Origin of the sequence: Streptomyces sp. NPDC090499 (assembly GCF_044769305.1) — a bacterium.
Taxonomy (GTDB): Bacteria; Actinomycetota; Actinomycetes; order Streptomycetales; family Streptomycetaceae; genus Streptomyces.
Map to the genome: position 1 here is coordinate 41,548 of NZ_JBIVXP010000026.1, position 25,606 is coordinate 67,153.

Below are 25,606 nucleotides of genomic sequence, written 5' to 3' on the forward strand. Positions count from 1 at the left end.
TCGGACGGACGACGGGGCCGTCCGCGGAACGGAGAACGCGATGCACGCACGACACCACCGGCGCACCCTGCTCGTGGGGCTCGCCACCGCGGCCCTGCTGGCCGCCGGTACCGGCGCGGCCGTCGCCGACGGCACGCCCGCGCCGGCGGCGACCCCCACCGGAGACGGGGCGCGGGCACTGTGCAAGCGGGTCCCCAGGATCGACCGCCGCATCGACCGCGCACTGCAGCGGCTGAACGCGGGGGCGGACGAGCGGGGTTCGGTCGCCCGGCTGCAGCGGCGGCTGGACAACGCGAAGGCTGCGGGGCACGACGAGGTCGCCACGTACCTCCAGGACCGGCTCACCTTCCGCAAGTCCCTGGTGCCGACCCTGGAGCAGCGCAAGCAGGATCTGGCCGACGTGCGGACCTGGTGCCAGGACAACGCCGAAGGCGCCGCCGGGAGCGCGAGTTGAGGGGCCTGAAGCTCGCGGCCGTCGCGCTCACCGTTCTCGCGTCACTCGCCGCGGGCTGCGCCCATGACGCCGGAACACCGCAGAAGGCGGCGGCCACGCCCACCGGCGTCCCGGCCGGCGCACCCTCCGGCTACCCGGAGATGCAGCAGAAGGCGGACGCGGCCGAGTCGGCGCTCACGCAGGCGGACAAGGACGCGGCCCGGGACGACACGGACCGCTGAGACCCGAGACGGGGGAGCGGGCGAACGTGCCGGGCGGGTCAGCGCTCCCCGCCCGGCACCCACAGCACGTCCCCGACCTCCTTGTTGGCCGTCCGGGCCAGGATGAACAGCAGGTCCGACAGCCGGTTGAGATAGGTCGCCGTCAGCGGGTTCATCACCTCGCCGTGCACCTCCAGCGCGGCCCACGTCGACCGCTCGGCCCGCCGTACGACCGTGCAGGCCTGGTGGAGCAGGGCCGCGCCCGGGGTGCCGCCCGGCAGGATGAACGAGCGCAGCTTCTCCAGCCGCTCGTTGAAGCGGTCGCAGTCCGCCTCCAGCTTGTCGATGTAGAACTGCTCGACGCGCAGGGGCGGGAACTCGGGGTTCTGCGCCACGGGGGTCGACAGGTCCGCGCCGACGTCGAAGAGGTCGTTCTGCACCCGGGTGAGCACCTTGACGACCTCCTCCGGCAGGCCGCCCAGCGCGATCGCCGTCCCGATGACCGCGTTCGCCTCGTTGGCGTCGGCGTAGGCGGAGATCCGCAGATCGGTCTTGGCGACCCGGCTCATGTCCCCGAGCGCGGTGGTGCCCCGGTCGCCGGTCCTGGTGTAGATGCGCGTCAGATTGACCATGCGGCCAGCGTAAGGGTGTCCCCGTACCAGTGGACCGCGCCGTACGTGGCGCGAAACGGACGCTGCCGCCGCGGCCGCCTGACGGGACGTGACGGTTGTCTCACGTCCTGAGACCGTGACACGCATTACTTACCGGGTTTCCCGGCCCCCGACGAGCGCTAGGGTCCCGCCCAAGAGGCATACCTCAACAGCGTGTAAGGGGAGCGGAGTGGCACGGAAGCTTGCCGTCATCGGGGCCGGCCTGATGGGTTCGGGCATCGCCCAGGTCGCCGCGCAGGCCGGCTGGGACGTGGTCCTGCGAGACGTCACCGACGAGGCACTGGACCGTGCCGTGGGCGGGATCCAGGCCTCGTACGGCAAGTTCGTGAGCAAGGGGAGGCTGGAGGCGCACGACGCCGACGCCGCCCTGGCCCGCATCACCACGACCACCGACCTGGACGCGGTCGCCGACGCGGACCTCGTGGTCGAGGCCGTCTTCGAGAAGCTGGAGGTCAAGCACGAGATCTTCCGCGCGCTCGACAAGATCGTCCGCCCGGAAGCCGTGCTCGCCTCCAACACCTCCGCCATCCCGATCACCAAGATCGCGGCCGCCACCGAGCACCCGGAACGGGTCGTCGGCGTCCACTTCTTCTCGCCGGTGCCGATGATGCAGCTCGTCGAGCTGGTCCGCGGCTACAAGACCAGCGACGAAACCCTCGCCACCGCGCGGGAGTTCGCCGAGTCCACCGGCAAGACCTGCATCGTCGTCAACCGGGACGTCGCCGGCTTCGTGACGACCCGGCTGATCTCGGCGCTCGTCGTCGAGGCCGCCAAGCTGTACGAGTCGGGCGTCGCCACCGCCGAGGACATCGACCTGGCCTGCAAGCTGGGCTTCGGTCACGCCATGGGCCCGCTGGCCACGGCCGACCTCACCGGTGTCGACATCCTGCTGCACGCCACCAGCAACATCTACACCGAGTCGCAGGACGAGAAGTTCGCCCCGCCGGAGCTGATGCGCCGGATGGTTGACGCCGGTGACATCGGGCGCAAGAGCGGGCAGGGCTTCTACACGTACTGAAACATCAGTACGTAGCCTCTCTGACCGCCTGTCAAAACGCACAAACCCCGGAGGTTTCACCCTCTGGGGTGAATTCGGTATCGGTTCGCTTACAGATGGCAACCTCTGACCGGCGAACGCAGTCAGACGTTGCAATACCGGACAACACTTTCACGGAGTAGGACACGCACTCTCGGGGAGCGCATATGTACATCAGGGGCGACCACGCCGAGCTGGTCGTCGGGGGCCGCCTCGACGTCCGCAGCGCGGCGGACGCCCGTACGGTCCTGCACTCGGCCGTCGACGACGGAGTCGGCGATCTGGTGCTGGACCTGTCCGAGCTGGACTCCTGGGACGCCACCGGACTCGGGGTGATCATGGGGGCCCACCGGCGGGCCGGCCGCTGCGGCCGCCGTCTGGTGCTGCGCGGCGTGCCGCCGCAGATGCAGCGCCTGCTGGTGGCCACCAGGCTGCACCGGATCCTGGCGATCGAGGGGGGTATCGGGGCGGAGTCGCTGCCACGGGTGTGACACCGGGACCGGCCGCCGTGCCACGGTGACCGGCGGGCTGCTGTGCCACTGTGGCCGGCTGTGCGGAGGCGAACCTTCGGGACACGGCCATCCGGTGTGAATCGGGCGACGGGGGTGACCCGGTCGGACGGTGCGCATGCGCACGTCAGACGCAATCCTCACGAGACCGTGATGTCTCGGACGGCGCGGTACCCCGGACTGTCGTAGATACTGTGCGAAGGTTTAAGGTTCGGTCGCCCGCCGCCCTTGCCACCCTTCGAGCGCGGGCCCGGACCAGAAGCGACAGCGCGGTGTGCAACAGGCCGGGAGGGGCCGGTATTCACGGCACACGACGCTTTTGGGGGGCTAGGAACCTATGGACCCGATCAACCCGGGACCCGAGGGGTACGGCCAGGACGGTGACGGCAGCACGCCGCGCCAGCAGCGCCCGCCCAGGGATTCCCTCACGACCGACTTCGGCCAGAGCGCGCCGGCGACGGCCCGCACCACGCGGCTGGTCGCCGGCGACTTCCTGCTGACCGTCAATCCGGTCGACGGCAGCGAGATAGAACCCTGCCCGCCGACCGACCGCCCCGCCGGACCGGAGAAGCGGACCGCCGCCGAGCGCGCCGAGTACGAGCGCGCCGTCCGGCCGCCGGTTCCACCCGGCCCCGCCCAGCCCGAGCTGCCGCTCCTGGAACGTCAGGACGACCGCGAGCGGCTCGTCCGGCTGCTGGCCCGCGGCCGCTCCGTGCGCCTCACCGGCCCCGCGGGCTCCGGCCGCACCGCCCTCCTGGACCTGGTCGCCGACGACTGCTCCGACCTCGCCCCCGACGGCGTGGTCCGCCTCAACGGCTTCCACCGCACCCACGAGGACCTGCTCCACGACCTCTTCCACGCCGTCTACAAGGCCCCCGAGCACCGCCCCGACCACGACGAGCTCCTCGGCCTGGTCCGGGACATCGGCGCGGTCGTCGTCCTCGACGACGTCGAGTTCGGCGGGACCGGGCTCGACGAACTGATCGACGCCACCCCCGAGTGCGCCTTCCTGATCGGCGCCACCCCGGAGGTGCCGGCGCCCTCCGCCGACTCCGCCGTCGAGGAGGTCTTCCTCGACGGCCTGGACCGGGCCGGCGGCGTCGACATCCTGGAGCGCGCGGTCGGCCGCGTCCTCACCGAGGAGGAGGCCAACTGGGCCGGCGACCTCTGGTTCGAGTCCGAGGGCCTGCCCCTGCGGTTCGTCCAGGCGGGCGCCCTGCTGCGCCAGCGCGACCAGGTGCGGGCCAGCACGGGCGCCGTCGACGAGTACGGCGTCTTCGCGGCCGACCTGCCCGAACTGTCCGACATCGCCGCGCTCTCCGACCTTCCGGTCGAGGCGTCCTTCGACACCGAGGCGACCGACGAGGTCCCGCTCCCGTCCCTCGGCGAGGCCGCCGCACCCGCCCCGCTGCTCGCCTCCCGGCTCAGCGCCTCCGCCCGCGCCACCCTGCGCTTCGCGGTCGCCCTCGGCGGCGAGGTGCCGCACCAGGCGCATCTGCCGGCCCTCGTCGGCGACACCCACGCGGACGCGGCCCTCGGCGAACTGGCGGGCTGCGGACTGGTCTCCCCGGTGGGCTCCCGCTACCGGCTCGCCGCGGGCGTCCTGCAGCAGCTGGAGGCCGCCGGATACGCCGACGACGCGACGGCCCAGGCCCTCACCGCCGCCCAGCACTACGGCTGGTGGGCAGGGCACCCCTCGGTCACCCCGGAGCGGGTCTGCGCCGAGTCCGACGCGATCCTCGCCGCCCTGACGGTGGTCGTCCCCGAGACGGTGCCGCCGGCGCAGGACGAGGAGAGCACGCCGGTACGACTGGCCCGCACGGCCGCGCCCGCGTTCGCGGCGGGGCTGCACTGGAGCGCCTGGGAACGCGCCCTGCGGGCCGGCGCCGAGGCCTCCCGCCTCGCCGGTGAGGTCGGCGAACAGGCCTACTTCCACCACGAACTCGGCGTGTTCGCCCTCTGCGGCGGCTGGCTGGACCGGGCGCGGGCCGAACTGGAGGCCTCGATCGGGCTGCGCGGGGCGCTCTCCGACAAGCGGGGTACGACGGCCGGCCGACGGGCCCTCGCCCTGGTCGCCGACCGCTCGGGCGAGGTCATCCCGGCCGCCGCGATGGCGGGCGACGAGATTCCCGACGCCCGCCACGAGGAGTCCATATCCCCGGCCGGCGGCGTCACCACGCCCTTCCCCGCGGTGCACTCGCCGGTCTCCGACACGCTGGTGACGCACCGCGTCCCGGGGCAGCCGACGCCGTCCCGGGGCGGCGGGGGCGGCCTGATCCGCATGGCCCGCCGCAACCTGGTCGCGGTGGGCGCGGGCGTGCTCCTGACGGCCGTCCTGGGCACCGTGGTCACCCTCGGCATGACCTCCAACAACAACGCCGACGACCCGTCCAACAACGTGAGCGTCAACCCCTCGGCGAGCGAGGACCCGGGCGACGGCAGCCTGGGCGCCGACCCCGGCCAGACCCCGGGCACGGGCAACACCGGCACGACGACGGCCAAGCCGACAGACCCGGGCCCCGACGGCACCCTGGGCACGTCGGACGACCCGACCCCGCCCTCCGACACACAGACGCCTTCGGCCTCGGCTTCGGGGACGAAGGGGTCCTCCGGGGGCGGTACGACACACTCACCGTCGGCGTCGCCCTCGAAGTCCCCCTCGCCTTCGAAGTCGGCATCACCGAGCCCGTCGAAGTCGTCCGGGTCGCCGACTCCGAGCGTTTCGACGTCGGTCACGCCGACGGGCCCGTCCGACACGCCGACCACCTCCAACTCGGCGAGCGGCCCGGCATCCGACTCCCCGAGCGTCGCGACGAGCGCCTCCGGATCGGAGGGCATCAGCCCCGGAACATCGACCGGCACCCTGATCTGACCCTCACCCCACCCCGCCGCGACGGCGCGCAACCACGATGACGCGAACCGGCGGTGCCGAACCCGGCTCAGGCCGGTCCGGTGCCGCCGGTCGCCGTCGTAGGGGGCTTGGCGCCGTCGCGGCGGTTCGGGGCGGGCGGCGCGCAACTGGCCCGCTCGGGGCAGCTAGGGCCTGATGTGTCGGCCTCGTCCAGGGGCGTCGGCCCTCGCTCGACCCCGCCGCGACGGTGCGCGTCCACGACGGCGTGAACCGGCGGTGCCGAACCCGGCTCAGGCCGGTCCGGTGCCGCCGGTCGCCGTTGTAGGGGGCTTGGCGCCGTCGCGGCGGTTCGGGGCGGGCGGCGCGCAACTGGCCCGCTCGGGGTAGGAAAGGCCTGGTGTATCGGCCTCGTTCAGGGGCGTCGGCTCTCTCTCGACCCCGCCGCGACGGTGCGCGTCCACGACGGCGTGAACCGGCGGTGCCGGGCCCGGCTCGGGCCGGTCCGGTGCCGCCGGTCGCCGTTGTAGGGGGCTGGGTGCTGTTGCGGCGGTTCGGGGTGGGCGGCGCGCAACTGGCCCGCTCGGGGCAGCTAGGGCCTGATGTGTCGGCCTCGTTCAGGGGCGTCGGCCCTCGACCCCGCCGCGACGGTGCGCGTCCACGACGGCGTGAACCGGCGGTGCCGAACCCGGCTCAGGCCGGTCCGGTGCCGCCGGTCGCCGTCGTAGGGGCTGGGTGCTGTTGCGGCGGTTCGGGGGTGGGCGGCGCGCAACTGGTCGGCTCGGGGGAGGAAGGGCCTGGTGTGCCGGCCTCGTTCAGGGGCGTCGGTCCCCGGTCAGAACAGTCGCAGCTTGTCGTCCGCGATGCCGCGCAGGGCGTCGTAGTCGAGGATGGTGCAGCCGATGCCGCGGTCGGTGGCGAGGACCTTGGCCTGGGGCTTGATCTCCTGGGCGGCGAAGATGCCCCGGACCGGGGCGAGGTGGGGGTCGCGGTTCAGGAGTTCGAGGTAGCGGGTGAGCTGTTCGACGCCGTCGATCTCGCCACGGCGCTTGATCTCGATCGCCACGGTCTGGCCCTCGGCGTCGCGGCAGAGGATGTCCACCGGGCCGATCGCCGTCATGTACTCGCGCCGGATGAGCGTGTAGCCGTCGCCGAGCGTCTCGATACGGTCGGCCAGCAACTCCTGCAGGTGCGCTTCCACGCCGTCCTTGATCAGGCCCGGGTCGACGCCCAGCTCGTGCGAGGAGTCGTGCAGGACCTCCTCCATCGTGATGATGAGCTTCTCGCCGGCCTTGTTGATGACGGTCCAGACGCCGGCCTCGTCACCCGTCCCCTCCTTGAGGGTGCACGGCGGCGACATCCAGTTCAGGGGCTTGTAGGCCCGGTCGTCGGCGTGGATCGAGACGCTGCCGTCCGCCTTGACCAGGATCAGACGGGGGGCGGACGGGAGGTGGGCGGTGAGCCGGCCGGCGTAGTCGACGGAGCACCGGGCGATGACGAGACGCATGGTCGGCAACGCTACTCGACGCGCCGCCCTCCACGCGATTCGCCCGGATCCGAGTGACGTCCCAGCGGCATCCGGGCGGTGGCCGAACCGGCCTGCGGACCGCCCCTGCGACCGGTCCTGGAGAGTCGTCTGCACACGCCTGTTCAAACCTGGCCGATTGTGTGCCTAAAGGGACCGTCGCATATACGCAATCTCCTGGTGGGGTCACCGCCCGTTGCCTACCGTAGTAACCGGGAGGTCGCGGATTGTGTACTCAGCGTGTTCGGTATCGCGAACTCCCTTACCTGTCCGCCAACCCCTGCTGTCCGGGGGTGCGAGAGGAGTACCCATGTCGCTCGACGTCTCACCGGCCCTACTCGAACAGGCCGAGCGAGGCGAGGTCGACGAAGCAGATTTCGTCGACTGCGTCCGGACCTCCCTGCCTTACGCATGGGAGATGATCAGCTCCCTGGTGGCCCAGCTGAAGGTGGACGGCGGAGAGTTCGCCGACAACCAGACGCCCCCGCCGGACGAGCGGGCGCGCGGCCAGCTGCTGCGTGCGCTCGCGAGTGACGCCATACGCGGCGCCCTGCAGCGGCACTTCGGTGTGCGGCTGGCCTTCCAGAACTGCCACCGTGTGGCGGTGTTCCCGCTGGATGCCTCGGTCGACGAGACGCTGGCCCGCTTCACCTCTGTGCGCAACCAGCTGCTGAACCAGTCCCCGGAACTGCGGGACTGCTGACGCCGTGCGTCGGTCCTGCTGACGCAGTGAGCCGCTTGCTTGCCGCTCCACACGCGGGAGGTGCATCAGTCACTGGGGCGGCAAGCTCCCCGCGGCGGTGAGGTCACCGGAGGTGCGGCAGTACCTCGGCACCCAGCCGTCGTACGTTCTCCTCCGTGGCCGCCAGGTCCCCCGAGCCCTCGGTCAGCAGGGCGAAACGGGAGATGCCGGTCCGCTCGGAGGTCGCCGCGAGCCGGTCGGCGCACAGCCGCGGGGTGCCCACCGGGTGGAGTCCGCAGAGCAGTTCGGTGTACGCGAGCGGGTCCCGCATGGAGCGGAACCGGCCGTCCACCGTCACATGCGCCTCCAGACCCTGTTTCAGCCAGCCCGGCATCGCCTTGGTCAGGGTCTCCGCGGCGTCGGTGCGGCTGTCCGCGATCTGGCAGACGCCGGCCGAGACATGGGCCGCCGCGGTGATCTCGTCGCCCGGCCGCCCGGCCGCCCGCGCATGCTGCCGCCACAACGCGACCATCTCGGCCTTCTCCTCGTCGCCGACGTGCATCCCGAGCAGCATCGGCAGCCCCCGCTCGGCGGCCAGCCGGATGCTCGCCGCGGAGGTGCAGGCGACCACCACCTCCGGCCCCGGCGCCTCCGTCAGCGCCTCCGACGGGCGTGGTACGACGGGGACTTCACGGAACGAGAAGCGAGGCCCGGAGGCCGACACGGCCGGCTCGCGCAGCCAGCGCATCAGCAGATCGAGTGATTCGGGGAAGCCCTGCTCGTACGCCTCCAGGCCCGATCCGAAGACCTCCAGATCCACCCAGGGCCCGCCCCGCCCCACGCCGAGCGTGAAGCGGCCGCCGCTCGTCACGTGCAGCAGTGCGGCCTGCTCGCCGAGGGCGACCGGATGGACGGTCGGCAGTACGCTCACCGCCGTACCGACCCGCAGACGCCGGGTGCGACCCAGCAGTAAAGCCGCCAGCGTGACCGCCGACGGGCAGGTGCCGTACGGCACGAAGTGGTGCTCGGCCAGCCAGACCGCGTCCAGACCGGACTCCTCGGCCACCTCCGCCGTGCGCACCGCCCGGTGCAGGGCTTCCCCCTGACCCTGGCCCGGGAACTGGGCGGCCAGCACAAAACTACCTACGCGCATCGTTTCTTCCTGCTTTCCTGGCTCCGACCCGGAGCTCCCCCACCGGGCATAACCGTCTGACACGTGCCGAGGACACGGCCTGGCGGAGAGATTTGCGGATTGTCTGGAGAATGGGTCGCCCTGGAGGGGGACTTGTGCGGGTTCGTGCCCTACGCGTACCCCCGTGCGCGCGTCGTAGGCTGGACACAGCCCATGCTTCCTGTATAGCCCCGAGAGGTGTCCCGTGTCCCCGCGTCGCAACCGACCCAAGGGCCCGAACGGAGCGGCTTCGTCCGGCCGGAGCGCCGAGGACGACCGCGCGGACCGCTACGGCGGCTGGCAGTCCACCGAGAGCTGGCAGGGCGAGGAGTGGAGCGTCCGGCACGTGGCCGGCGCCAGCGCGGTCGGCAAGACGTACCGCTGTCCGGGCTGCGACCAGGTGATCGCCTCCGGCGTCCCGCACGTCGTGGCCTGGCCCGAGCACTCGGGCGTGGACGAGCGCCGGCACTGGCACAAGGCCTGCTGGAACGCGAAGGACCGCCGCACCACGCGGGTGCAGCGGTCCCGTAACGCGCCGAAGTTCTAGAGCCGAGGTTCTTCTGGAGCCGAGGTTCTGGAGCCGAGGTTCTGGAGCCGAGGTTCTGGAGCGCCGTCAGACGTCCCGCTTCTCCAGCAGGGCGTAGGCGCCGGCGAACGCGACGGCCGTCACGCCCAGGATGATCCACAGCGGGTCCCAGCCCGAAGGGCCGGAATCGCTGAGCGAGTTGGAGTAGAAGATGCTCAGCTGGTTCGGGATCGAGTACTCGAACAGGGCCGTGCGCACCTTCTCCAGCGACGACGAGAACATGAACAGCGCGATCACCAGCGGGGCCAGCACCGCGCCGATCATGATGGTGATGGCACCCGCCGAGTGCCGGATGATCGAGCCGATGACCAGCGAGAGCAGCCCGAGCAGCGCGATGTAGAGGCTGACGCCGACGGTTCCCTTCAGCCATTCCCCGGCGGTCGGCGTCCGGGCGACGTCGCTCAGCATCGACACCTGCGTCATGGCCACGAACGCGCTGGCCGCGAGGGTGATCACGAACGCGACCGCGAAGAAGACGATCGCCTTCGCCGCGAGCACACGCGCGCGGGAGGGGCAGGCCACCATCGTCGTACGGATCATTCCCGTGCCGTACTCCGAGGCGGTCGTCAGGACGCCGAGCGTCATGATGCACATGCTGCCGAGCAGCAGGCCGAAGAAGCCGAGCGACAGCGCGCTCTCGCTGGACAGGTCGTCGGACGACGAGGAGTTGCTGACCACCGCGCCGGCCAGGAGGCCGATGCCGACGACCAGGAGGACGAAGACGCCGAGGGTCCAGATCGTCGACCGCACGGACCTGATCTTCGTCCACTCCGAGGCGATGGCGTGCCCGAGGTGGGTGCGCACCACCGGGATCGGCGAGACGTAGCCGGGGTACGGGCCGCCGGGCGCCGCCTGCCAGTCGGGCGCGGACGGGGCGGCCTGCGGCAGCGGAGGCTGGTGGGTGCTCATCGGGCGTCCTCGGGCTTGGTCAGGTCGGCGGGGGCGGAGGCGGGGGCAGGAGTGGCGGCAGGGGCCGGGGCGGGAGGAGCGGCCGCCGGGGCCGGCGTCGGCGGCGCGTAGGGGTTCGGAGCGGCCTGCGGCGGCCCGTAGGGACCCTGCGGGGCGCCGTACCCGCTCCCGGGCGCGGCGGGCGCCCCCGGTGCCGCGTACGGCCCCGCGAACGGCCGGCCGCCCTGCTGGGGCGGCGGCGGGGCGTACCAGCCGGGCTGGCCCTGTCCGGGCACCGGCATCGGCGGCTGGGCGCCCGGCGGCAGCGGCTGCTGGAGGCCCACCTTCTGGTCGATGGAGGACCGGTAGTCCACGGCGCCCTGCGTCATCCGCATGTACGCCTCTTCCAGCGAGGCCTGGTGCGGGGACAGCTCCCACAGCCGTACGTCCGCCTCGTGCGCGAGGTCGCTGATCCGGGGCAGCGGCAGCCCGGTCACCCTGAGCGCCCCGTCCTGCTCGGGCAGGACGTGGCCGCCGGCCTCGGTCAGCGCCGAGCTGAGCTTCTCGCGCAGCTGCGGCTCGGTGTCCGGGGTGCGCACCCGTGCGAAGTCGGCGGAGTTGGCCGAAATGAAGTCCGTCACACTCATGTCGGCGAGCAGCTGGCCCCGGCCGATGACGATGAGGTGGTCGGCGGTCAGCGCCATCTCGCTCATCAGGTGGGACGAGACGAAGACCGTACGGCCCTCCGCGGCGAGGGACTTCATCAGGTTGCGCACCCAGAGGATGCCCTCGGGGTCGAGGCCGTTGACCGGCTCGTCGAAGAGCAGCACCTGGGGGTCGCCGAGCAGCGCGGCGGCGATGCCGAGGCGCTGGCCCATGCCGAGCGAGAAGCCCTTGGAGCGCTTTCCGGCCACGTCCTGGAGGCCCACCACGCCGAGTACCTCGTCGACCCGGCGGGCCGGGATGGCGGACAGCTGGGCCAGCGACAGCAGGTGGTTGCGGGCGGACCGGCCGCCGTGCACCGCCTTGGCGTCGAGCAGCGCGCCGACCTGGCGGGCGGCGTTCGGGAGCTTGCGGTAGGGGAAGCCGCCGATCGTCACCGAGCCGGCGGTCGGGTTGTCCAGGCCCAGGATCATCCGCATGGTCGTCGACTTGCCCGAGCCGTTCGGCCCGAGAAAGCCGGTCACGGCTCCGGGTCGTACCTGGAAGGAAAGGTTGTACACGGCGGTCTTGTCGCCGTAGCGCTTGGTCAGGCCGACAGCCTCGATCATGCTCCGCACCCATCGAAAGGATCAGGACAGCGGGGCAGACGCCCCCCGTAAGGGTTAGGAGGATATCGGGGAGCTGACGGTTCCGGCCAAGAGCAAGCAAAGTCTCGGCCGGGCGGGACCGGTCACTGGGCGTCGCGCCGCTTCAGCAGGACGTACCCGCCCGCCAGCGCGGCGATCACCCACAGGCCCATGATCCCGAGCCCGCCCCAGGGGCCGTAGGGGACGTCGTCGCCGACCCTCGGCACCACCTGCATGATGTGGCTGCCCGCCTGGTCCGGCAGGAACCGGCCGATCTTCTTGGTCGCGTCGACGTTGCCGAGGATGTTGGAGATCAGGAAGAAGAACGGCATCAGGATGCCCAGCGACAGCATCGGCGAGCGCAGCATCGCGGCCACGCCCATGGAGAACATCGCGATCAGCGTCATGTAGAGCCCGCCGCCGACGACCGCGCGCAGCACCCCGGGGTCGCCGAGGTGGGCCCGGTGCGAGCCGAGCATGGCCTGCCCGAGGAAAAAGGCGGCGAAGCTGGTCACCATGCCGACCACCAGCACCAGGCCGGCCGCCACCGCGACCTTGCTGAACAGGAAGGTGGCCCGCTGCGGGACCGCGGCCAGCGAGACCCTGATCATGCCGGTGCTGTACTCGTTCGACACGACGAGCACCCCGAACACGATCATCGCCAGTTGGCCGAGGGTCATCCCGGCGAAGCTGATGTTCGTCGGGTCGAAGGAGAGCCGTTCACGGGCGGGCATGTTGGAGAACTGGCTGTTCGCGAGCCCGGAGAGCAGCATCCCGAGGGCCACCGTGACCACCACGGCCAGCGACAGCGTCCACACCGTCGAGGCGACGGACCGGATCTTGGTCCACTCGGACCGTACGACCTGGGTGACGACGGCCATCTCACGCTCCCTTTTCCCAGCCGGTGCCCCAGGCCTGCGGCACCGGGGGCGAGTCGGCGTGCGCGTGGTACTCCACGGACTCCGCCGTCAGTTGCATGAACGCCTCCTCGAGCGAGGCCTGCTGGATGCTCAGCTCGTGCAGCACGATCCCGTTCTGCGCCGCCAGCTCCCCGATCGGCTCGGCCTTCCCGCCCTCCACCTCCAGGGTGCCGGTCCCCGTCTCGACGACGGTGATCCCGGCCCCGTGCAGCACGTCGAGCAGCCGCTCGCGCTGCGGGGAGCGGACCCGTACGTACGACCGAGAGTTCGTCCGGATGAAGTCCGCCATGGAGGTGTCGGCGAGCAGCCGCCCCTGCCCGATGACCACCAGATGGTCGGCGGTCAGCGCCATCTCGCTCATCAGATGGGACGACACGAACACGGTCCGGCCCTGGGCGGCCAGGGTCTTCATCAGGGTCCGGATCCAGTGGATGCCCTCGGGGTCGAGCCCGTTGACCGGCTCGTCGAACATCAGGATCCGCGGATCGCCGAGCAGCGCCCCCGCGATCCCGAGCCGCTGCCCCATCCCGAGCGAGAACCCCTTGGCCTTCTTCCGCGCCACCGCCGTCAGCCCGACGGTGTCGAGGACCTCGGCCACCCGCGCCCGCGGGATCCCGTTGCTCTGCGCGAGGCAGAGCAGGTGGTTGAAGGCGCTGCGCCCGCCGTGCACGGCCTTCGCATCGAGCAGCGCCCCGATGTACGTCAGCGGGTCCTTCAGCTGCTCGTACCGCTTGCCGTCGATCCGCACCCGGCCCGCCGTGGGGTGGTCGAGCCCGAGGATCATCCGCATGGTCGTGGACTTCCCGGCACCGTTGGGCCCGAGGAACCCGGTCACGATGCCGGGTCTGACGGTGAACGTGAGGTCGTCGACCGCCGTCTTGTCGCCGTAGCGCTTGGTCAGGCCCGCCAGCTCGATCATGCGGCCACGCTAGGGCGGGCTCACCGGGGGTGCCACCCGAGCGGCGTGGCCGGGTGCAGCGCCGTGGGGGCTGGTCGCGCAGTTCCCCGCGCCCCTGAAGGGGCGCTCGCTGCAGCGTCCCTCTTCTTTTAGGGGCGCGGGGAACTGCGCGAACAACCCCCACCGGGCCCGCGGCCGAACGACGAAGGCCCGCACCCCGAAAGGATGCGGACCCTCGTTATGGCAACCGGCGCTTACCGGGACTGCTGCGCCGGAACCCCACGGGAGATCGGCTCGTCCTCGGTCGGCGAGCTGGCGGCAGCCACCGCCGCCCCCGTCAGCGTCGCCAGCATCTCGCGGACGTTGGTCAGCTGGGCGTTGATGCTGTCGCGGCGGTTGGTCAGCGCGGCCAGCTCACGCTCGGATTCCGAGCGGATCCGGTCGGCCTTGGCGTTCGCGTCCGCAACGATGTCCTCGGCCTGGCGCTGCGCCGTCTCGACGGTCTGGCGGGCACGGCGCTCCGCGTCGGTGCGCAGCTTCTCGGCCTCGAGACGCAGCTGCTCCGCACGGTGCTCGATCTCCGCGAGGCGCTTCTCGGCCTTCTGCTGGCGGGACGCCAGGTCACGCTCGGACTGCTCGCGGCGCTTCGCGAGGTTCGTCTCGAAGTCGGCAGCGGCCTGGGCGGCCTTCGCGCGGGTCTCCTCGAAGAGGGCGTCCGCCTCCTCGCGCTTGGACTGCGCGTCCTTCTGGGCCTCGGAGCGCAGCTGCGAGGCGTCACTCTTGGCCTTCTCGACGATCCGGACGCCCTCGTCCTCGGCCTTGGCCTTGCGCTCCGCAGCGAACGATTCTGCGTCGTTGCGCACCTGCTGGGCCGCCGACTCGGCGAGCTCGCGGTGCTGCTCGGCCGCGCGCCGGGCCTCCTCGCGCAGGTCCTTCGCCTCCTCCTCGGCGAGGCGGAGGATCTTCTCGACACGCGCGCCGAGGCCGGCGTACGACGGCTCCGCGTCGGTTACCTGAGCCTGGGCGTTCTGCGTCTCGAGGTGGAGCTCCTCGATGCGCTTTTCCAGAGCGGTGATGCGGGCGAGAGCGCTGTCACGGTCGGAGACGAGCTTGGAGATCCGTTCGTCCACCTGAGCGCGGTCGTACCCACGCCGCACTAGCTCGAAGCCGTAGGGGGAAGTGTCGCTCATGGGGTTCCTGTCGAAAGAGACCGGTGAGGTGATAGGGGGAATCCTAGGGGCCGAAGCGGTGTGTCATCGAGCGGATACGTGTTTGATCTGGAGAATGACACCCCTTTTGAGTGGCTAGCTGTGAGATCGCTTGCCAAAGCCTCTGCCGCAGATTTAATCAAAAGCCTCAGAACACTACAGAACCGGCCCCGGTCTCTAGCCCTCTGACGCCTTGCCACCCGAACGGGGCGCACCCACCGTACTGCCCGCCTTGACCCCGCCGTCCTTGCCGGCCGACGGCGTTTCGAAGGATTCCAACGCCTCCAGGACGTCCTGGACACGGGAGATCTCGCCGTTGATGTTCTCCCGCCGGCGCTCCAGGATCTCCAGTTCGCGCTTTCCCTCCTCGACCGTGCGGCGGGCCTCGCGGATCGCCTCGGCCTTGAGTTCCTCGGCCTCCCGGACCAGCGTGGCCTTTTTCTGCTCGGCCTCCTTGAGCAGCCCCTCGGCCTTCTTGACGGCGGCGATCCGGACCTTGCCCGCCTCCGAGTTCGCCTCCGAGACCAGGTCCTTGGCCTTGGCCTGGGCCTTGGCGAGCTGCTCCTCGGCGGCCTTGATGAGTGCGTCACAGCGGTCGCCGGTCGACTTCATGGTCTCGGCGGCCTCGCGGCGGGCCCGCTCGTGCAGCTCCTCGATCTCGGTGGTGATGCGCTCGTGCAGCTCCTCCGCCCGCTCCCTTATGGCGGTGGCGTCCCGGCGGGCGCCGACCAGCAGCTCGTCCGCGTCCGTACGGGACTTCTCCACCCGCGCGTTGCCCTCGACCGTGGCCTCGGACACCAGCCGGTCGGCCTCCTTGCGGGCCGCGCCCACCATGGTGTCGGCCTGCGACTCGGCGTCCGCGGTGGTCTTCATCGCCTGCTGCTGCGCCTCGGTGAGCAGCTTGTCGGCCTCGGCGGTCGTCTCGTTGATGAGCGTGTCGACCTGCTCGGCCACGTCCTGACGGCGCCTGTTGGCATCCTGGCGGGCCTCGTCGAGGGTGCGGTCGGCCTCCTCGCGGGCGGCGTTCAGCATCCGCTCGGCCTCGGCCTCCGCGTCCGCCTTGAGCCGCTCGGAATCGGCCCGCGTCCGGTCGGCGTGCAGCTGGGCGGAGCCGACCGTCTCGGCGGCCTCGGCCCGCAGCCGCTCCGCGTCGCCGGTGGCGTCCGAGATCAGCTTCTCCGCCTTGGCGATGGCGTCGGCGCGGACCCGGTCGGCCTCGGCGATGGTCTCGCTCTGCAGCCGCTCGGCCTCGTTGCGCGCCTCGGTGATGAGGGCGTCGGCCTGGCCCGCCGCGTCCGAACGCATCCGGTTGGCGTCCTCACGCGCCTCGGCACGCGTGCGCGTGGCGTCCTGGTCCGCCTGGGCGACGGCGTCGGAGGCCTCGGTGCGCACCCGCTGGGCGTGCGCCGCCGCCTCGGACCGCAGCCGCTCCGACTCGGTCATCGCGTCGGCGACGGTCCGCTCGGCGAGCGACTTCGCCGCCTCGGACGCCTCGGCCGCCTCGCGCCGGATCCGGCTGGCGTCCTCGCTGGCCCGCTCCCGCTCGGAGTAGGCGTCGGCGCGGACCCGGTCGGACTCCTCCTCGGCCTCCCGCCGGGTGCGGTCCGCGGCGTGCTCGGCGGCCGAGCGCAGCCCGGTGATCTCCTCCTGCGCCTGCTCGTGCAGCCCGGAGACGGAGTCCCGCACCTGCTGGGCGTGGAGCTCGGCGGCCGACACCATCTCGGTGGCCCGCCGGTCCGCCTCCTCGACCAGCCGTACCGCCTCGGCCTGCGCCTCCTCGACCCGGTTGCGGGCCTGGGCCAGCAGGTCCTCGCTCTGCTCGCGGGCCCGCTCGCGCTCCTGGTCGGCCTCCTGGCGGGCGGAACCGAGCAGCTCCTCGGCCTCCCGGCGCCGCCGGGTGGCCTCCTCCTGGGCGGCGGCCAGCGTCTCGGACGCCTCGGTGGACAGCCGCTCGGCCGCCGCCTGCGCCTCGGCGCGGACCCGGTCGGCGGTGTCCTGGGCCTCCTGCTTGAGCCGCTCCGCCTCGGCCGCGGCCTCGGACCGCAGCCGTACGGCGATGGTCTCGCCCTCCGCGCGGGACGCGGAGGCGTCGGCGGCGGCCTCGTCACGCAGCCGCTCCGCCTCGGTCTCGGCCTGCTGCTGGAGGGTACGGATCCGCTCGGCGGCCTCGCCGCGCAGTCGGTCGGTCTCCTCGGCGGCCTCCCGGCGGATCCGGCCGGACTCCTCACGCGCCTCGGTCAGCGCCTGGTCGGCGCCGGCGAGCCGGTCCTCGGCCTCGGTGTGCAGACGGGTCAGCTCGTCGGCGGCCTCCGCGCGCCGGGCCTCGACGCCCCGTTCGGTCTCCGCGCGCATCTCGGCCGCGGCCCGCTCGGCGTCGGCCTGCATCTGCTCGGACTGCTCCTGGGCCTCCGCGCGGAGCCGTTCGGCCTCCTGGCGGGTGCGCTCCAGGGTCTCCTCGGCCTGCCGGCGCAGCGTGGTGGCGCGCTCGATGGCCTCGGTGCGGACCTTCTCGCTGTCCGTGGTCGCGGTCTGCCGCAGCTCGTCGGCGTCGGCCTTGGCCTTGGCGAGCAGCTCCTCGGCGGACTTGGCCGCCTCCTCGATCTGCTGCACGGCCTCGCGCCGGGCCTCGGCGCGGATCGACTCGCCCTCGGCGACCGCGTCGGACCGCAGCTGCTCGGCCTCGCCGCGCAGCCGACGGGCCTCCTCCTGCAGCTCGACCGTCTTGGCGCGGTACTCCTTGGTGTCGTCCTTCGCCGTGCCCTTCAGCTGCTCGGCGATGTCGTGCGCCTCGGCGCGCAGCCGGTCGGCCTCGGTCTCCGCCTCGGTGCGGATCCGCTCGGCCTCCTCGGCGGCGGCCTTGGTGGTCTGCTTGGCCTCCTCGGACGCCCGGTTCAGGACGTCCTCGGCGGTCTTGGCGGCCTTCGCCAGCTGGGAGGCGCTCTCCTCGGCGGTGAGGCTGCGGGCCTTCTCGGAGGCCTCCGCGATGATCTTCTCGGCCTCGGCGCGGGCGTCCGCGACGACCTGCTCGGCGCTCGCCTTGGTGGCCTCGGCCTCCTTGGTGGCCTCGCTGACCAGCCGGGCGACCTGCTCCTTGGCCGTCTGGGTGCGCTGCTGGTTGGTGGCCTCGGCGCTGGAGAGGGCCTTCGTGGCGTTCGCCTCGGCCTCGGTGACCAGCTTCTCCGCCTCGGACTGCGCCTTGCGCAGCGCCTCCTCGGCCTCCGCCATCCGCTGCTCGGCGGCCCGGCTCAGCTCACCGGCCTGCCGGCGGGCGCTGTCCGACTCCGTCGCGGTGGAGCTGCGCAGCTGCTCCGCGTGGTCGGTGGCCTCCTGCGCCTGCGTGGACGCGGCGTTCAGCAGCCGCTCGGCGTCCCGGCGGGCGCGCAGCAGCAGCTGCTCGGCCTCTGCGCGGGCCGCCTCGGCGTCGCTGGTCACCCGCTGGCGGGCCTCGGTGGCGATCCGCTCGGCCTCGGCGCGGGCGGCGCTCATGGCCTGCTCGGCCTCGGCGCGGGACTCGTCCAGCAGCCTGCGGGCCTGCGACTCGGTGCGGGCGCGCAGCTGCTCGGCCCACGACACGTTCTCGTTGACGTGCGACTCGACGGTCTGCCGGCGCTCGGCCAGCTCCTGGTCCAGCTGCTGGCGGCGGGTCACCGCCTCCTGGTGCAGCTCGGCCTGGAGCCGCGCGGCCTGCTCGGCGTGCTCCTGGAGGATGCGCTGCGTCTGCGCGCGGGCCTCCGCGGCCACCCGCTCCGCCTCCTGGCGGATCTGGTCGGCCTGCACCTGGGCGTTCCGCAGCAGCTGCTCGGCGTGGTAGCCGATGTCACCGCCGTCGAACGCGGGCCGGGACATGATGGTGCGCCGCGCCTCGTGCAGCTTGGCGCGCAGCACCTCGACCTGGTAGCCGAGGTCCTCGGCATGCTGGATCGCCTTTTCCCGCTCGGTCTTCAGCCGTTTCATCTCGGCCTCGAACCGAGAGAGGTGGTCGACGTCAGCCGCCGGCTCTCGCTCCTGGCTCTCGTAGCCCCGCACTGCGCGGTCCCATCCGTCCCCTGGTCGCAACCTTCTCCGAACGAGCTCCGTCCATCCGCCGAACGGGGCCCCCGGGGAATGGTGTCAGATCAACGGCGGAGCACGGGCTGCTGCCCCGACGCTCGTCCCCCGAAACCCGGACCCCGGCATGCGGCCGCCCCGGCCCTGCGAACGTGCGAAGGGACGACCGCCCCCAACCCTACCGGCCCATATGTACGAGGGTCAGTGCTCAGGTGACTCAACAGCCGCCGAAGTGACCAGTTCTGTCAGTACGCCGTGGCAATCCTTGGGGTGCAGGAAGGTGATCCGCGACCCCATGGAGCCGATCCGTGGCTCCTCGTACAGAACGCGTACGCCCTTGGACCGGATGTCGGCCGCGTCCCCGTCCACATCCGCCGTACCGAAGGCGATGTGGTGGACCCCCTCGCCGTTCTTCGCGAGCCACTTGCCGACCGCCGAGTCCTCCCGGGTCGGTTCGAGAAGCTGCAGGTAGGAGGCGCCGCCGTCGGACGTCTCGTTGATCTTGAGCATGGCCTCGCGCACGCCCTGCTCCTCGTTGACCTCGGTGTGGAACACCTCGAAGCCGTACGTGGCCCGGTAGAACTCGACGGTCGCGTCGAGGTCGTGGCAGGCGATCCCGATGTGGTCGATTCGCGTCAGCATGGATTCAGTGCAGCGCCACGGCGATGGTTACGCAACGTGCCAGCGATCACACTGACGGCCCGATGACGGCACGGAGTGCCACGCAATACATTCGAAGTAAACCCTCGTTCACTCCTCGGCAGTGCAGCCGGTAAGGGGATTCGCAGCTCATGACTTCTGGAACCTCTGGAACCACCTCGGTGATCGTCGCGGGCGCGCGGACGCCCATGGGACGACTGCTGGGCTCGCTGAAGTCCTTCTCCGGAGCCGACCTCGGCGGCTTCGCGATCAAGGCCGCCCTCGACCGTGCGGGGATCGGGGGCGACCAGGTGCAGTACGTGATCATGGGGCAGGTGCTCCAGGCCGGCACCGGGCAGATCCCGGCCCGCCAGGCCGCCGTGAAGGCCGGCATCCCGATGAGCGTCCCGGCGCTCACGGTCAACAAGGTGTGCCTCTCCGGTCTCGACGCCATCGCGCTGGCGGACCAGCTGATCCGCGCCGGCGAGTTCGACATCGTGGTCGCGGGCGGCCAGGAGTCCATGACCAACGCCCCGCACCTGCTCCCGAAGTCCCGTGAGGGCTTCAAGTACGGCTCGATCGAGATGCTCGACGCGATGGCGTACGACGGCCTGACCGACGCCTGGGAGAACATCCCGATGGGCGAGTCGACCGAGAAGCACAACACCCGCCTCGGCCTCGGCCGCGAGGAGCAGGACGCGGTGGCCGCGCTGTCCCACCAGCGGGCCGCCGCCGCCCAGAAGAACGGGATCTTCGAGGCCGAGATCACCCCGGTCGAGATCCCGCAGCGCAAGGGCGAGCCGGTCGTCTTCAGCAAGGACGAGGGCATCCGCGGCGACACCACGGTGGAGTCGCTGGGCAGGCTCCGCCCGGCGTTCACGAAGGACGGCACGATCACCGCCGGCAGCTCCTCGCAGATCTCCGACGGTGCGGCGGCCGTGGTCGTGATGAGCAAGGCCAAGGCCGAGGAGCTGGGCCTGCAGTGGCTCGCCGAGATCGGCGCCCACGGCAACGTGGCCGGACCGGACAACTCGCTCCAGTCCCAGCCGTCGAACGCCATCAACCACGCCCTGAAGAAGGAGGGCCTGGAGGTCGGCGACCTGGACCTCATCGAGATCAACGAGGCCTTCGCCGCCGTCGCCGTCCAGTCAATGAAGGACCTCGGGGTGACCACCGAAAAGGTGAACGTGAACGGCGGAGCCATCGCCCTGGGCCACCCCATCGGCATGTCCGGCGCCCGGCTCGTCCTGCACCTGGCCCTGGAGCTCAGGCGCCGGGGCGGCGGGGTCGGCGCGGCCGCGCTGTGCGGTGGCGGCGGTCAGGGTGACGCGCTGATCGTGCGGGTACCGAAGGCCTGAGTACCTTTCGCCGAGCGAACGCAAGCGAACGGCAGCGAACGGAGTGAACGGAGCTGTGATGCAGGACGTCTCCTCACTGGTGGCCCAGGCCAGGGAGGGCCGACCGCGTGCGGTGGCCCGCCTGATCTCCCTGGTGGAGGGGGCGTCCCCGCAGCTCAGGGAGGTCATGGCGGCACTCGCGCCGCTGACGGGCAACGCCTACGTGGTGGGCCTGACCGGCTCTCCCGGCGTCGGCAAGTCGACCTCCACCTCGGCGCTCGTGACCGCCTATCGCAAACAGGGCAAACGGGTCGGCGTGCTGGCCGTCGACCCGTCGTCCCCCTTCTCGGGGGGCGCCCTGCTCGGCGACCGGGTCCGGATGTCCGACCACGCGTCCGACGCCGGCGTCTACATCCGCTCGATGGCGACGCGGGGCCACCTGGGCGGCCTCGCCTGGTCGGCCCCCCAGGCCATCCGCGTCCTGGACGCGGCCGGCTGCGACGTGATCCTCGTCGAGACCGTCGGGGTGGGCCAGTCGGAGGTGGAGATCGCCTCCCAGGCGGACACCAGCGTGGTGCTGCTGGCCCCCGGCATGGGCGACGGCATCCAGGCGGCCAAGGCCGGCATCCTGGAGATCGGCGACGTCTACGTCGTCAACAAGGCGGACCGGGACGGTGCCGACGCCACGGCCCGCGAGCTGAACCACATGCTGGGCCTCGGCGAGTCCCGCGGCCCCGGCGACTGGCGGCCCCCGATCGTCAAGACGGTCGCCGCGCGCGCGGAGGGCATCGACGAACTGGTGGAAGCCCTGGAGAAGCACCGCGCCTGGATGGAGGAACGGGGTGTCCTGGCGGAGCGCCGCCTGGCCCGCGCCTCCCGCGAGGTCGAGACCATCGCGGTCACGGCCCTGCGTGCACGCATCGCCGACCTCCACGGCGACCGGCATCTCGGCGCGCTCGCGGAGCGCATCGTGGCCGGCGAGCTGGATCCCTACCGCGCGGCGGACGAGCTGGTCTCGGGCCTGACGGAGGGCTAGTCGCCGTAGGGGCGTGGGCCGTCGCCCGCCCACGGGCCGGTGGGGGTTGCTCGCGCAGTTCCCCGCGCCCCTTGCGGGGCACGACTCAGCTGCGGGCAGTCGCGCCGCTGGGGCGGCACGGGTGGGCGCGGCGGCACCCGGCCGGCGCCGGTGAGCGTCCCCACCCCCGTGCGGCAACCGGTGCTGCTACCTTGACCGGCATGTTCCTCTCCTTGGCGTAAGAGCGCACCCGGCGCCGCCGGCACGTGAACACCCCGTGCCGTGGCGCCCTCAGGTGTCCCCTCTTCCGCCTCTGCCCGAGGAACTCACTCATGTCCGCGTTGACTTCGTCGCGCCCTTCGCGTGCCCGGCGGCCCTCCTACGCCGCCGTCCTGCGCGTTCCGCACGCGCGTCGCACCTTCCTGGCCGCGCTCGCGGCCCGTCTCTCCTACGGCACGGTCTCGCTGTCCGTGCTGCTCTCCGTGACCAGGGCGGCCGGCTCCTACGCCGTGTCCGGTCTGGTGATGGCGCTCTTCGGCGGCACGATGGTCGTCCTGCTGCCCGTCCGGGCGAGCCTGGTGGACCGGTACGGTCCCCGGCGCGCCCTGCCGCCGCTGGCGGCCGTCTACAGCGCTCTGCTCTGCCTTCTGGCCGCCCTGACCTGGCGACCTGGCACACCGCCCGCGGCCCTCGCCACGGCCGCCGCGCTCACCGGCTGCTTCGCGCCGCCGCTCGGCCCCACGATGCGGGCGGTGTGGGGCCGCCTGGCCGACGACCCGGCGCTGCTGCGGCGGGCGTACAGCCTGGACGGGGTCGCCGAGGAACTGCTGTTCGTGTCCGGCCCGGCGCTGGTGGGCCTGCTGCTGCGGTTCGGCCCGCCGCCGGCGGGGCTGCTGCTGAGCGCGGTGCTGATGCTGGGCGGCACCTGTGCGTTCGTGATGTCTCCGCCGGTGCGGGGAGCGGTCCCGCCGAAGCGGGAGAAGGGCCGCACGCCCGGACGCTTCCCGGCGGCGCCGGTCCTCGCGGCCGTCGGCCTCGGTCTGGCGCTGAGCGCGGTGGACCTGCTGGTGATGGCGTTCGCCGAGCAGCGGTCGTACGGCGACGGAGCCGTCCCCTGGGTGCTCGCCGCGGTCTCGGCGGGCAGCGCGGTGGGCGGGCTGCTGAACGGGGCGGTGGAGTGGCGCCGGCCGGCGGGGGAGCGGCTGGCGTGGCTGGCGGTGGGGCTGGCGGTGGTCCTGGTGGCCGCCGGGTTCGCGCCGGGGATGTGGACGCTGGCCGCGGCCATGGCGGCGACCGGGATGTTCGTGGCCCCGACCCTGACGACGGCGTATCTGCTGGCCGACGAGACGGCGGCGGAGGAGGAGCGGACGCGGGCCGGGGCGTGGGTGAACGCGGCGGTGAACGCCGGCACCGCGGCAGGGTCCATGGCGGCCGGCCTGCTGGTCGCGCGGTTGTCGGTCGAGGCTTGCTTCGCACTCGCGGGAAGTGTCGCGTTGGCCTCCGCCGCAGCGGTGCGGGCAGTGAGGCCGCGGGCGAACGGGGGAACGAACGGGGGAACGGGGGCTGATCGCAGCTAGCGTCCCGCGGCCCCGAAGGGGGCTACGGCAGACGGCGGACGAGACCTGAACCCTCGTCCGCCGTCTTCAGGTGCCGTTCCTCGTCAGGGGCGCCCGCGCTGCCCCCGCAGGTGTTCCGCGATGGGCTTCAGGCCCTTGTCCAGCTCTATGAGGGCCTCCGGCGACAGCAGGTCGATGAAGTGCCGTCGCACGGAGGCGACATGATGTGGCGCCACCTTCTTCATCGTCTCCATGCCGTGCTCGGTGAGGACGGCGAACAGGCCGCGGCGGTCGGACTCGCAGTTCTCGCGGCGGACCAGGTTCGCGTTCTCCATGCGGGTGATCTGGTGGGACAGCCGGCTCTTGGACTGGAGGGTGGCGGAGGCGAGGTCGCTCATCCGCATCCGGTCGTCCTCCGACTCGGACAGGTTCACCAGGATCTCGTAGTCGTTCATTGTCAGGCCGAACGGCTGCAGGTCCTTTTCGAGCTGGTACGTCAACAGCCTGTTGACCTCCAGGTGGGTGCGCCAGGCGCACTGCTCCGCATCGGTCAGCCAGCGCGTGGCCGTCTCGGTCTCCATGAATGAAGTCTACCTAAAATGTTGAAAGGCGAACTAGTGAGGGTGGTGTGACTGTGCGCACGCGTTCGATGTCACACTCCGCAGACTACCGCTCACAGCCCGAAGCGACGCTGGAGGTCCCCCAGCTGTCCGGGAAGGCGCGGTGCGCCCGGCTGCTGTGAATGTCCTGTGGAGGGGACGCCTCCGCCGGGCACTCCGGGCTCGTGCGGAACCGCTCCCGCGGCCTGCTCGGCCATCAGGGTCTCGGTGGACTGGAGCAGGACCGTGCCGGCTCCCACGAACTCGAACTGATGCTCCTCTCCGGAGGCCCCGCCGAGGCCTGTCAGTGCACGTAGACCGCCCAGTACGCCGGTCATGTACCCATGGTCGTAGTGGTGGCAGGGGGAGGGGCAGTCGGCCCACCCCACCAGCGCCTGCGGGTCCACCCGGATGGGGGGTTCCATGAACACCACCGGTCCGTTGGACGCCGCCACAAACTTTCCGGTTCCGATAAGGGTCAGAAAACCGGGAACGATTGATTGCTTCAGCGCGAGACTTGGCTGAAAAGCGAGCAGGTTGCCGGAGCGAATGGTCAGGTTGCCGTCTTCCAGGTCGTACGAGTTCACATCGAACGCCCGGTCGGCGAGGAGCATCCTCCCCGAGCCCTCCGCCACCACCCAGTCGCTCGCGTGCAGAGGCGAATGGAAAGACGTACGGACAAGTCGGTCCAAACGGCCGTGCCCGATGCCGTTGAAGTCGATCGAGCCGTAGTAGGCGATCATCTTCCCCTTCTGCAGGAACCACTGGCTGCTCTTGAGCTCCACGCAGAAGGTGTACTTGTTGACGTTGTCGTCGACGGGGAGGGTCATCGGGTCGTACACGACCGGCCCGGCCGCTCCGGCGGCTCCGTATCCGCTCACAGCTTCTCCTCCGACGCCTGCACGTACACCATGCCGTTGCCGCTGAGCTCCAGCTGGAACGCCTCACCGGAGCCGCGGCCCACCATCTCCCGCCAGCCGAGCGCGGACGACAGCTTGTTGCGCACGTCGCCGTGGTGGGCGACGTAGGCCTGGGGGTCGACGTGGACCGGGCGCTGCGGGGTGACCGGGATCTCGAAGACCCCGCCGTGGGCCATCACGGCGACCGCACCGTGGCCCTTGAGGGTGGTGGTGAACAGGCCCTGGCCGGTGACCTGGCCGCGCACCATGCCCATCACGCCGCCCTGGGAGCCCATGAACATCGTCCCCTGCTGCAGCGTGCCCTCGAAGGCGAGCAGCCGGTCCGCCTCGACGTAGAGGGTGTCGCCGGTGAGGGTGATGACGTGGACGTGGTGGCCGCCGTGCCCGAAGAAGACCGTGCCGCTGCCCTCGACGGTCATGAGGGGGGTCGCCTCGCCGGCGACCCGGCGGCCGAGCATCGACATCAGCCCGCCCTGCCCGCCCTGGATGTTGGGCGTGAAGGACACCTCGCCCTTGTAGGCGAGCATCGCGCCGCGCTGGCTGAACAGCCGCTGACCGGGCACGACGGTCGCCTCGACCATCTTGGAGTTCACCTCGCGCAGGGCCAT

At 71.8% G+C, this 25,606-nt stretch carries 23 protein-coding genes; 10 read left to right on the forward strand and 13 right to left on the reverse strand.

Going from position 1 to position 25,606, the window contains the following annotated elements; translation table 11 throughout:
* Positions 1 to 40: 40 nt before the first annotated feature.
* Together ACIQVL_RS46670 and ACIQVL_RS46675 are read left to right on the forward strand one after the other, a co-directional pair.
* Positions 41 to 454 carry a hypothetical protein gene (locus ACIQVL_RS46670; RefSeq protein ID WP_403478611.1) on the forward strand — a complete coding sequence of 138 codons (414 nt, stop codon included), beginning with the start codon at positions 41 to 43 and terminating at the stop codon, positions 452 to 454.
* A complete protein-coding gene (locus tag ACIQVL_RS46675; RefSeq protein ID WP_403444319.1) occupies positions 451 to 675 on the forward strand; it encodes a hypothetical protein in 225 nt (74 codons plus the stop codon). The genes ACIQVL_RS46670 and ACIQVL_RS46675 overlap by 4 nt, the downstream gene beginning before the upstream one ends.
* A gap of 38 nt (positions 676 to 713) precedes the next feature.
* Here the strand turns inward: ACIQVL_RS46675 and ACIQVL_RS46680 are convergent, their stop codons facing one another.
* Positions 714 to 1,286 (reverse strand): cob(I)yrinic acid a,c-diamide adenosyltransferase, encoded by a 573-nt coding sequence (locus ACIQVL_RS46680; protein WP_403444322.1) that lies wholly within the window; start codon positions 1,284 to 1,286, stop codon positions 714 to 716.
* Between the two features lie 208 nt (positions 1,287 to 1,494).
* Here ACIQVL_RS46680 and ACIQVL_RS46685 point away from each other — a divergent pair, with 208 nt between their 5' ends.
* From ACIQVL_RS46685 to ACIQVL_RS46695, 3 genes are all read left to right on the forward strand, one after another.
* Positions 1,495 to 2,343, forward strand: coding sequence for a 3-hydroxyacyl-CoA dehydrogenase family protein (locus ACIQVL_RS46685; protein ID WP_403444324.1), 849 nt, complete (start codon positions 1,495 to 1,497; stop codon positions 2,341 to 2,343).
* 185 nt (positions 2,344 to 2,528) lie between these two features.
* Entirely contained in the window at positions 2,529 to 2,852 is a 324-nt protein-coding gene (locus tag ACIQVL_RS46690) for an STAS domain-containing protein (protein ID WP_093499049.1), read from the forward strand.
* Between the two features lie 355 nt (positions 2,853 to 3,207).
* Complete coding sequence (locus tag ACIQVL_RS46695; RefSeq protein ID WP_403478612.1) at positions 3,208 to 5,742, forward strand: ATP-binding protein; 2,535 nt, start codon at positions 3,208 to 3,210, stop codon at positions 5,740 to 5,742.
* Between the two features lie 811 nt (positions 5,743 to 6,553).
* Here ACIQVL_RS46695 and nucS read toward each other — a convergent pair.
* Entirely contained in the window at positions 6,554 to 7,225 is a 672-nt protein-coding gene (nucS, locus tag ACIQVL_RS46700; RefSeq protein WP_403444329.1) for an endonuclease NucS, read from the reverse strand.
* A gap of 328 nt (positions 7,226 to 7,553) precedes the next feature.
* Between nucS and ACIQVL_RS46705 the strand changes: the two genes are divergently transcribed.
* On the forward strand, positions 7,554 to 7,946 hold the full coding sequence (locus tag ACIQVL_RS46705) for an SCO5389 family protein (protein WP_403478613.1): 393 nt from the start codon (positions 7,554 to 7,556) through the stop codon (positions 7,944 to 7,946).
* 103 nt (positions 7,947 to 8,049) lie between these two features.
* Here the strand turns inward: ACIQVL_RS46705 and ACIQVL_RS46710 are convergent, their stop codons facing one another.
* Positions 8,050 to 9,078, reverse strand: a complete 1,029-nt coding sequence (locus tag ACIQVL_RS46710) for an LLM class flavin-dependent oxidoreductase (protein WP_403444332.1) — start codon at positions 9,076 to 9,078, stop codon at positions 8,050 to 8,052.
* 223 nt (positions 9,079 to 9,301) lie between these two features.
* On the opposite strand from ACIQVL_RS46710, the gene ACIQVL_RS46715 reads away from it, so the two are divergent.
* Positions 9,302 to 9,643: an ATP/GTP-binding protein gene (locus ACIQVL_RS46715; RefSeq protein WP_391381604.1), complete on the forward strand. Its 342-nt coding sequence runs from the start codon at positions 9,302 to 9,304 to the stop codon at positions 9,641 to 9,643.
* Between the two features lie 66 nt (positions 9,644 to 9,709).
* Here the strand turns inward: ACIQVL_RS46715 and ACIQVL_RS46720 are convergent, their stop codons facing one another.
* The 7 genes from ACIQVL_RS46720 to mce all read right to left on the reverse strand — a co-directional run bounded on the left by ACIQVL_RS46720 (position 9,710) and on the right by mce (position 19,574).
* On the reverse strand, positions 9,710 to 10,591 hold the full coding sequence (locus tag ACIQVL_RS46720; protein WP_403444334.1) for an ABC transporter permease: 882 nt from the start codon (positions 10,589 to 10,591) through the stop codon (positions 9,710 to 9,712).
* Positions 10,588 to 11,841 carry an ABC transporter ATP-binding protein gene (locus ACIQVL_RS46725; protein WP_403444337.1) on the reverse strand — a complete coding sequence of 418 codons (1,254 nt, stop codon included), beginning with the start codon at positions 11,839 to 11,841 and terminating at the stop codon, positions 10,588 to 10,590. Before ACIQVL_RS46725 ends, ACIQVL_RS46720 begins: the two co-directional genes overlap by 4 nt.
* A gap of 122 nt (positions 11,842 to 11,963) precedes the next feature.
* Entirely contained in the window at positions 11,964 to 12,740 is a 777-nt protein-coding gene (locus ACIQVL_RS46730) for an ABC transporter permease (RefSeq protein WP_403444340.1), read from the reverse strand.
* A 1-nt stretch (position 12,741) separates the two neighbouring features.
* On the reverse strand, positions 12,742 to 13,698 hold the full coding sequence (locus ACIQVL_RS46735; protein WP_403444342.1) for an ABC transporter ATP-binding protein: 957 nt from the start codon (positions 13,696 to 13,698) through the stop codon (positions 12,742 to 12,744).
* A gap of 233 nt (positions 13,699 to 13,931) precedes the next feature.
* The gene (locus tag ACIQVL_RS46740; RefSeq protein WP_393809627.1) at positions 13,932 to 14,867 is read right to left on the reverse strand and encodes a cellulose-binding protein; all 936 of its coding nucleotides are present in this window, start codon (positions 14,865 to 14,867) and stop codon (positions 13,932 to 13,934) included.
* Positions 14,868 to 15,062: 195 nt separating this feature from the next.
* A complete protein-coding gene (scy, locus tag ACIQVL_RS46745) occupies positions 15,063 to 18,911 on the reverse strand; it encodes a polarized growth protein Scy (protein WP_403444345.1) in 3,849 nt (1,282 codons plus the stop codon).
* Between the two features lie 222 nt (positions 18,912 to 19,133).
* On the reverse strand, positions 19,134 to 19,574 hold the full coding sequence (gene mce, locus ACIQVL_RS46750; protein WP_093499037.1) for a methylmalonyl-CoA epimerase: 441 nt from the start codon (positions 19,572 to 19,574) through the stop codon (positions 19,134 to 19,136).
* 149 nt (positions 19,575 to 19,723) lie between these two features.
* Here mce and ACIQVL_RS46755 point away from each other — a divergent pair, with 149 nt between their 5' ends.
* The 3 genes from ACIQVL_RS46755 (at position 19,724) to ACIQVL_RS46765 (ending at position 23,500) form a co-directional block, all read left to right on the forward strand.
* Positions 19,724 to 20,929, forward strand: coding sequence for an acetyl-CoA C-acetyltransferase (locus ACIQVL_RS46755; protein WP_403478614.1), 1,206 nt, complete (start codon positions 19,724 to 19,726; stop codon positions 20,927 to 20,929).
* A 58-nt stretch (positions 20,930 to 20,987) separates the two neighbouring features.
* The gene (gene meaB, locus ACIQVL_RS46760; protein ID WP_403478615.1) at positions 20,988 to 21,944 is read left to right on the forward strand and encodes a methylmalonyl Co-A mutase-associated GTPase MeaB; all 957 of its coding nucleotides are present in this window, start codon (positions 20,988 to 20,990) and stop codon (positions 21,942 to 21,944) included.
* A gap of 311 nt (positions 21,945 to 22,255) precedes the next feature.
* The gene (locus tag ACIQVL_RS46765) at positions 22,256 to 23,500 is read left to right on the forward strand and encodes an MFS transporter (RefSeq protein ID WP_403444354.1); all 1,245 of its coding nucleotides are present in this window, start codon (positions 22,256 to 22,258) and stop codon (positions 23,498 to 23,500) included.
* Positions 23,501 to 23,583: 83 nt separating this feature from the next.
* On the opposite strand, the gene ACIQVL_RS46770 is transcribed toward ACIQVL_RS46765, so the two are convergent.
* From ACIQVL_RS46770 to ACIQVL_RS46780, 3 genes are all read right to left on the reverse strand, one after another.
* Positions 23,584 to 24,060 (reverse strand): MarR family winged helix-turn-helix transcriptional regulator, encoded by a 477-nt coding sequence (locus ACIQVL_RS46770; RefSeq protein ID WP_403444357.1) that lies wholly within the window; start codon positions 24,058 to 24,060, stop codon positions 23,584 to 23,586.
* Between the two features lie 92 nt (positions 24,061 to 24,152).
* A complete protein-coding gene (locus ACIQVL_RS46775; RefSeq protein ID WP_403478616.1) occupies positions 24,153 to 24,959 on the reverse strand; it encodes an AIM24 family protein in 807 nt (268 codons plus the stop codon).
* Positions 24,956 to 25,606 carry an AIM24 family protein gene (locus ACIQVL_RS46780; protein WP_351494366.1) on the reverse strand — a complete coding sequence of 217 codons (651 nt, stop codon included), beginning with the start codon at positions 25,604 to 25,606 and terminating at the stop codon, positions 24,956 to 24,958. The genes ACIQVL_RS46775 and ACIQVL_RS46780 overlap by 4 nt, the downstream gene beginning before the upstream one ends.

Coding starts and splice junctions, on each gene's coding strand:
- ACIQVL_RS46680 (WP_403444322.1), bottom strand. CDS start 1,286: ATGGTCAATCTGACGCGCATCTACACCAGGACCGGCGACCGGGGCACC.
- ACIQVL_RS46725 (WP_403444337.1), bottom strand. CDS start 11,841: ATGATCGAGGCTGTCGGCCTGACCAAGCGCTACGGCGACAAGACCGCC.
- ACIQVL_RS46710 (WP_403444332.1), bottom strand. CDS start 9,078: ATGCGCGTAGGTAGTTTTGTGCTGGCCGCCCAGTTCCCGGGCCAGGGT.
- ACIQVL_RS46720 (WP_403444334.1), bottom strand. CDS start 10,591: ATGAGCACCCACCAGCCTCCGCTGCCGCAGGCCGCCCCGTCCGCGCCC.
- ACIQVL_RS46740 (WP_393809627.1), bottom strand. CDS start 14,867: ATGAGCGACACTTCCCCCTACGGCTTCGAGCTAGTGCGGCGTGGGTAC.
- ACIQVL_RS46690 (WP_093499049.1), top strand. CDS start 2,529: ATGTACATCAGGGGCGACCACGCCGAGCTGGTCGTCGGGGGCCGCCTC.
- meaB (WP_403478615.1), top strand. CDS start 20,988: ATGCAGGACGTCTCCTCACTGGTGGCCCAGGCCAGGGAGGGCCGACCG.
- ACIQVL_RS46780 (WP_351494366.1), bottom strand. CDS start 25,606: ATGGCCCTGCGCGAGGTGAACTCCAAGATGGTCGAGGCGACCGTCGTG.
- ACIQVL_RS46695 (WP_403478612.1), top strand. CDS start 3,208: ATGGACCCGATCAACCCGGGACCCGAGGGGTACGGCCAGGACGGTGAC.
- ACIQVL_RS46755 (WP_403478614.1), top strand. CDS start 19,724: ATGACTTCTGGAACCTCTGGAACCACCTCGGTGATCGTCGCGGGCGCG.
- mce (WP_093499037.1), bottom strand. CDS start 19,574: ATGCTGACGCGAATCGACCACATCGGGATCGCCTGCCACGACCTCGAC.
- ACIQVL_RS46705 (WP_403478613.1), top strand. CDS start 7,554: ATGTCGCTCGACGTCTCACCGGCCCTACTCGAACAGGCCGAGCGAGGC.
- ACIQVL_RS46770 (WP_403444357.1), bottom strand. CDS start 24,060: ATGGAGACCGAGACGGCCACGCGCTGGCTGACCGATGCGGAGCAGTGC.
- ACIQVL_RS46730 (WP_403444340.1), bottom strand. CDS start 12,740: ATGGCCGTCGTCACCCAGGTCGTACGGTCCGAGTGGACCAAGATCCGG.
- ACIQVL_RS46735 (WP_403444342.1), bottom strand. CDS start 13,698: ATGATCGAGCTGGCGGGCCTGACCAAGCGCTACGGCGACAAGACGGCG.
- nucS (WP_403444329.1), bottom strand. CDS start 7,225: ATGCGTCTCGTCATCGCCCGGTGCTCCGTCGACTACGCCGGCCGGCTC.
- ACIQVL_RS46765 (WP_403444354.1), top strand. CDS start 22,256: ATGTCCGCGTTGACTTCGTCGCGCCCTTCGCGTGCCCGGCGGCCCTCC.
- ACIQVL_RS46670 (WP_403478611.1), top strand. CDS start 41: ATGCACGCACGACACCACCGGCGCACCCTGCTCGTGGGGCTCGCCACC.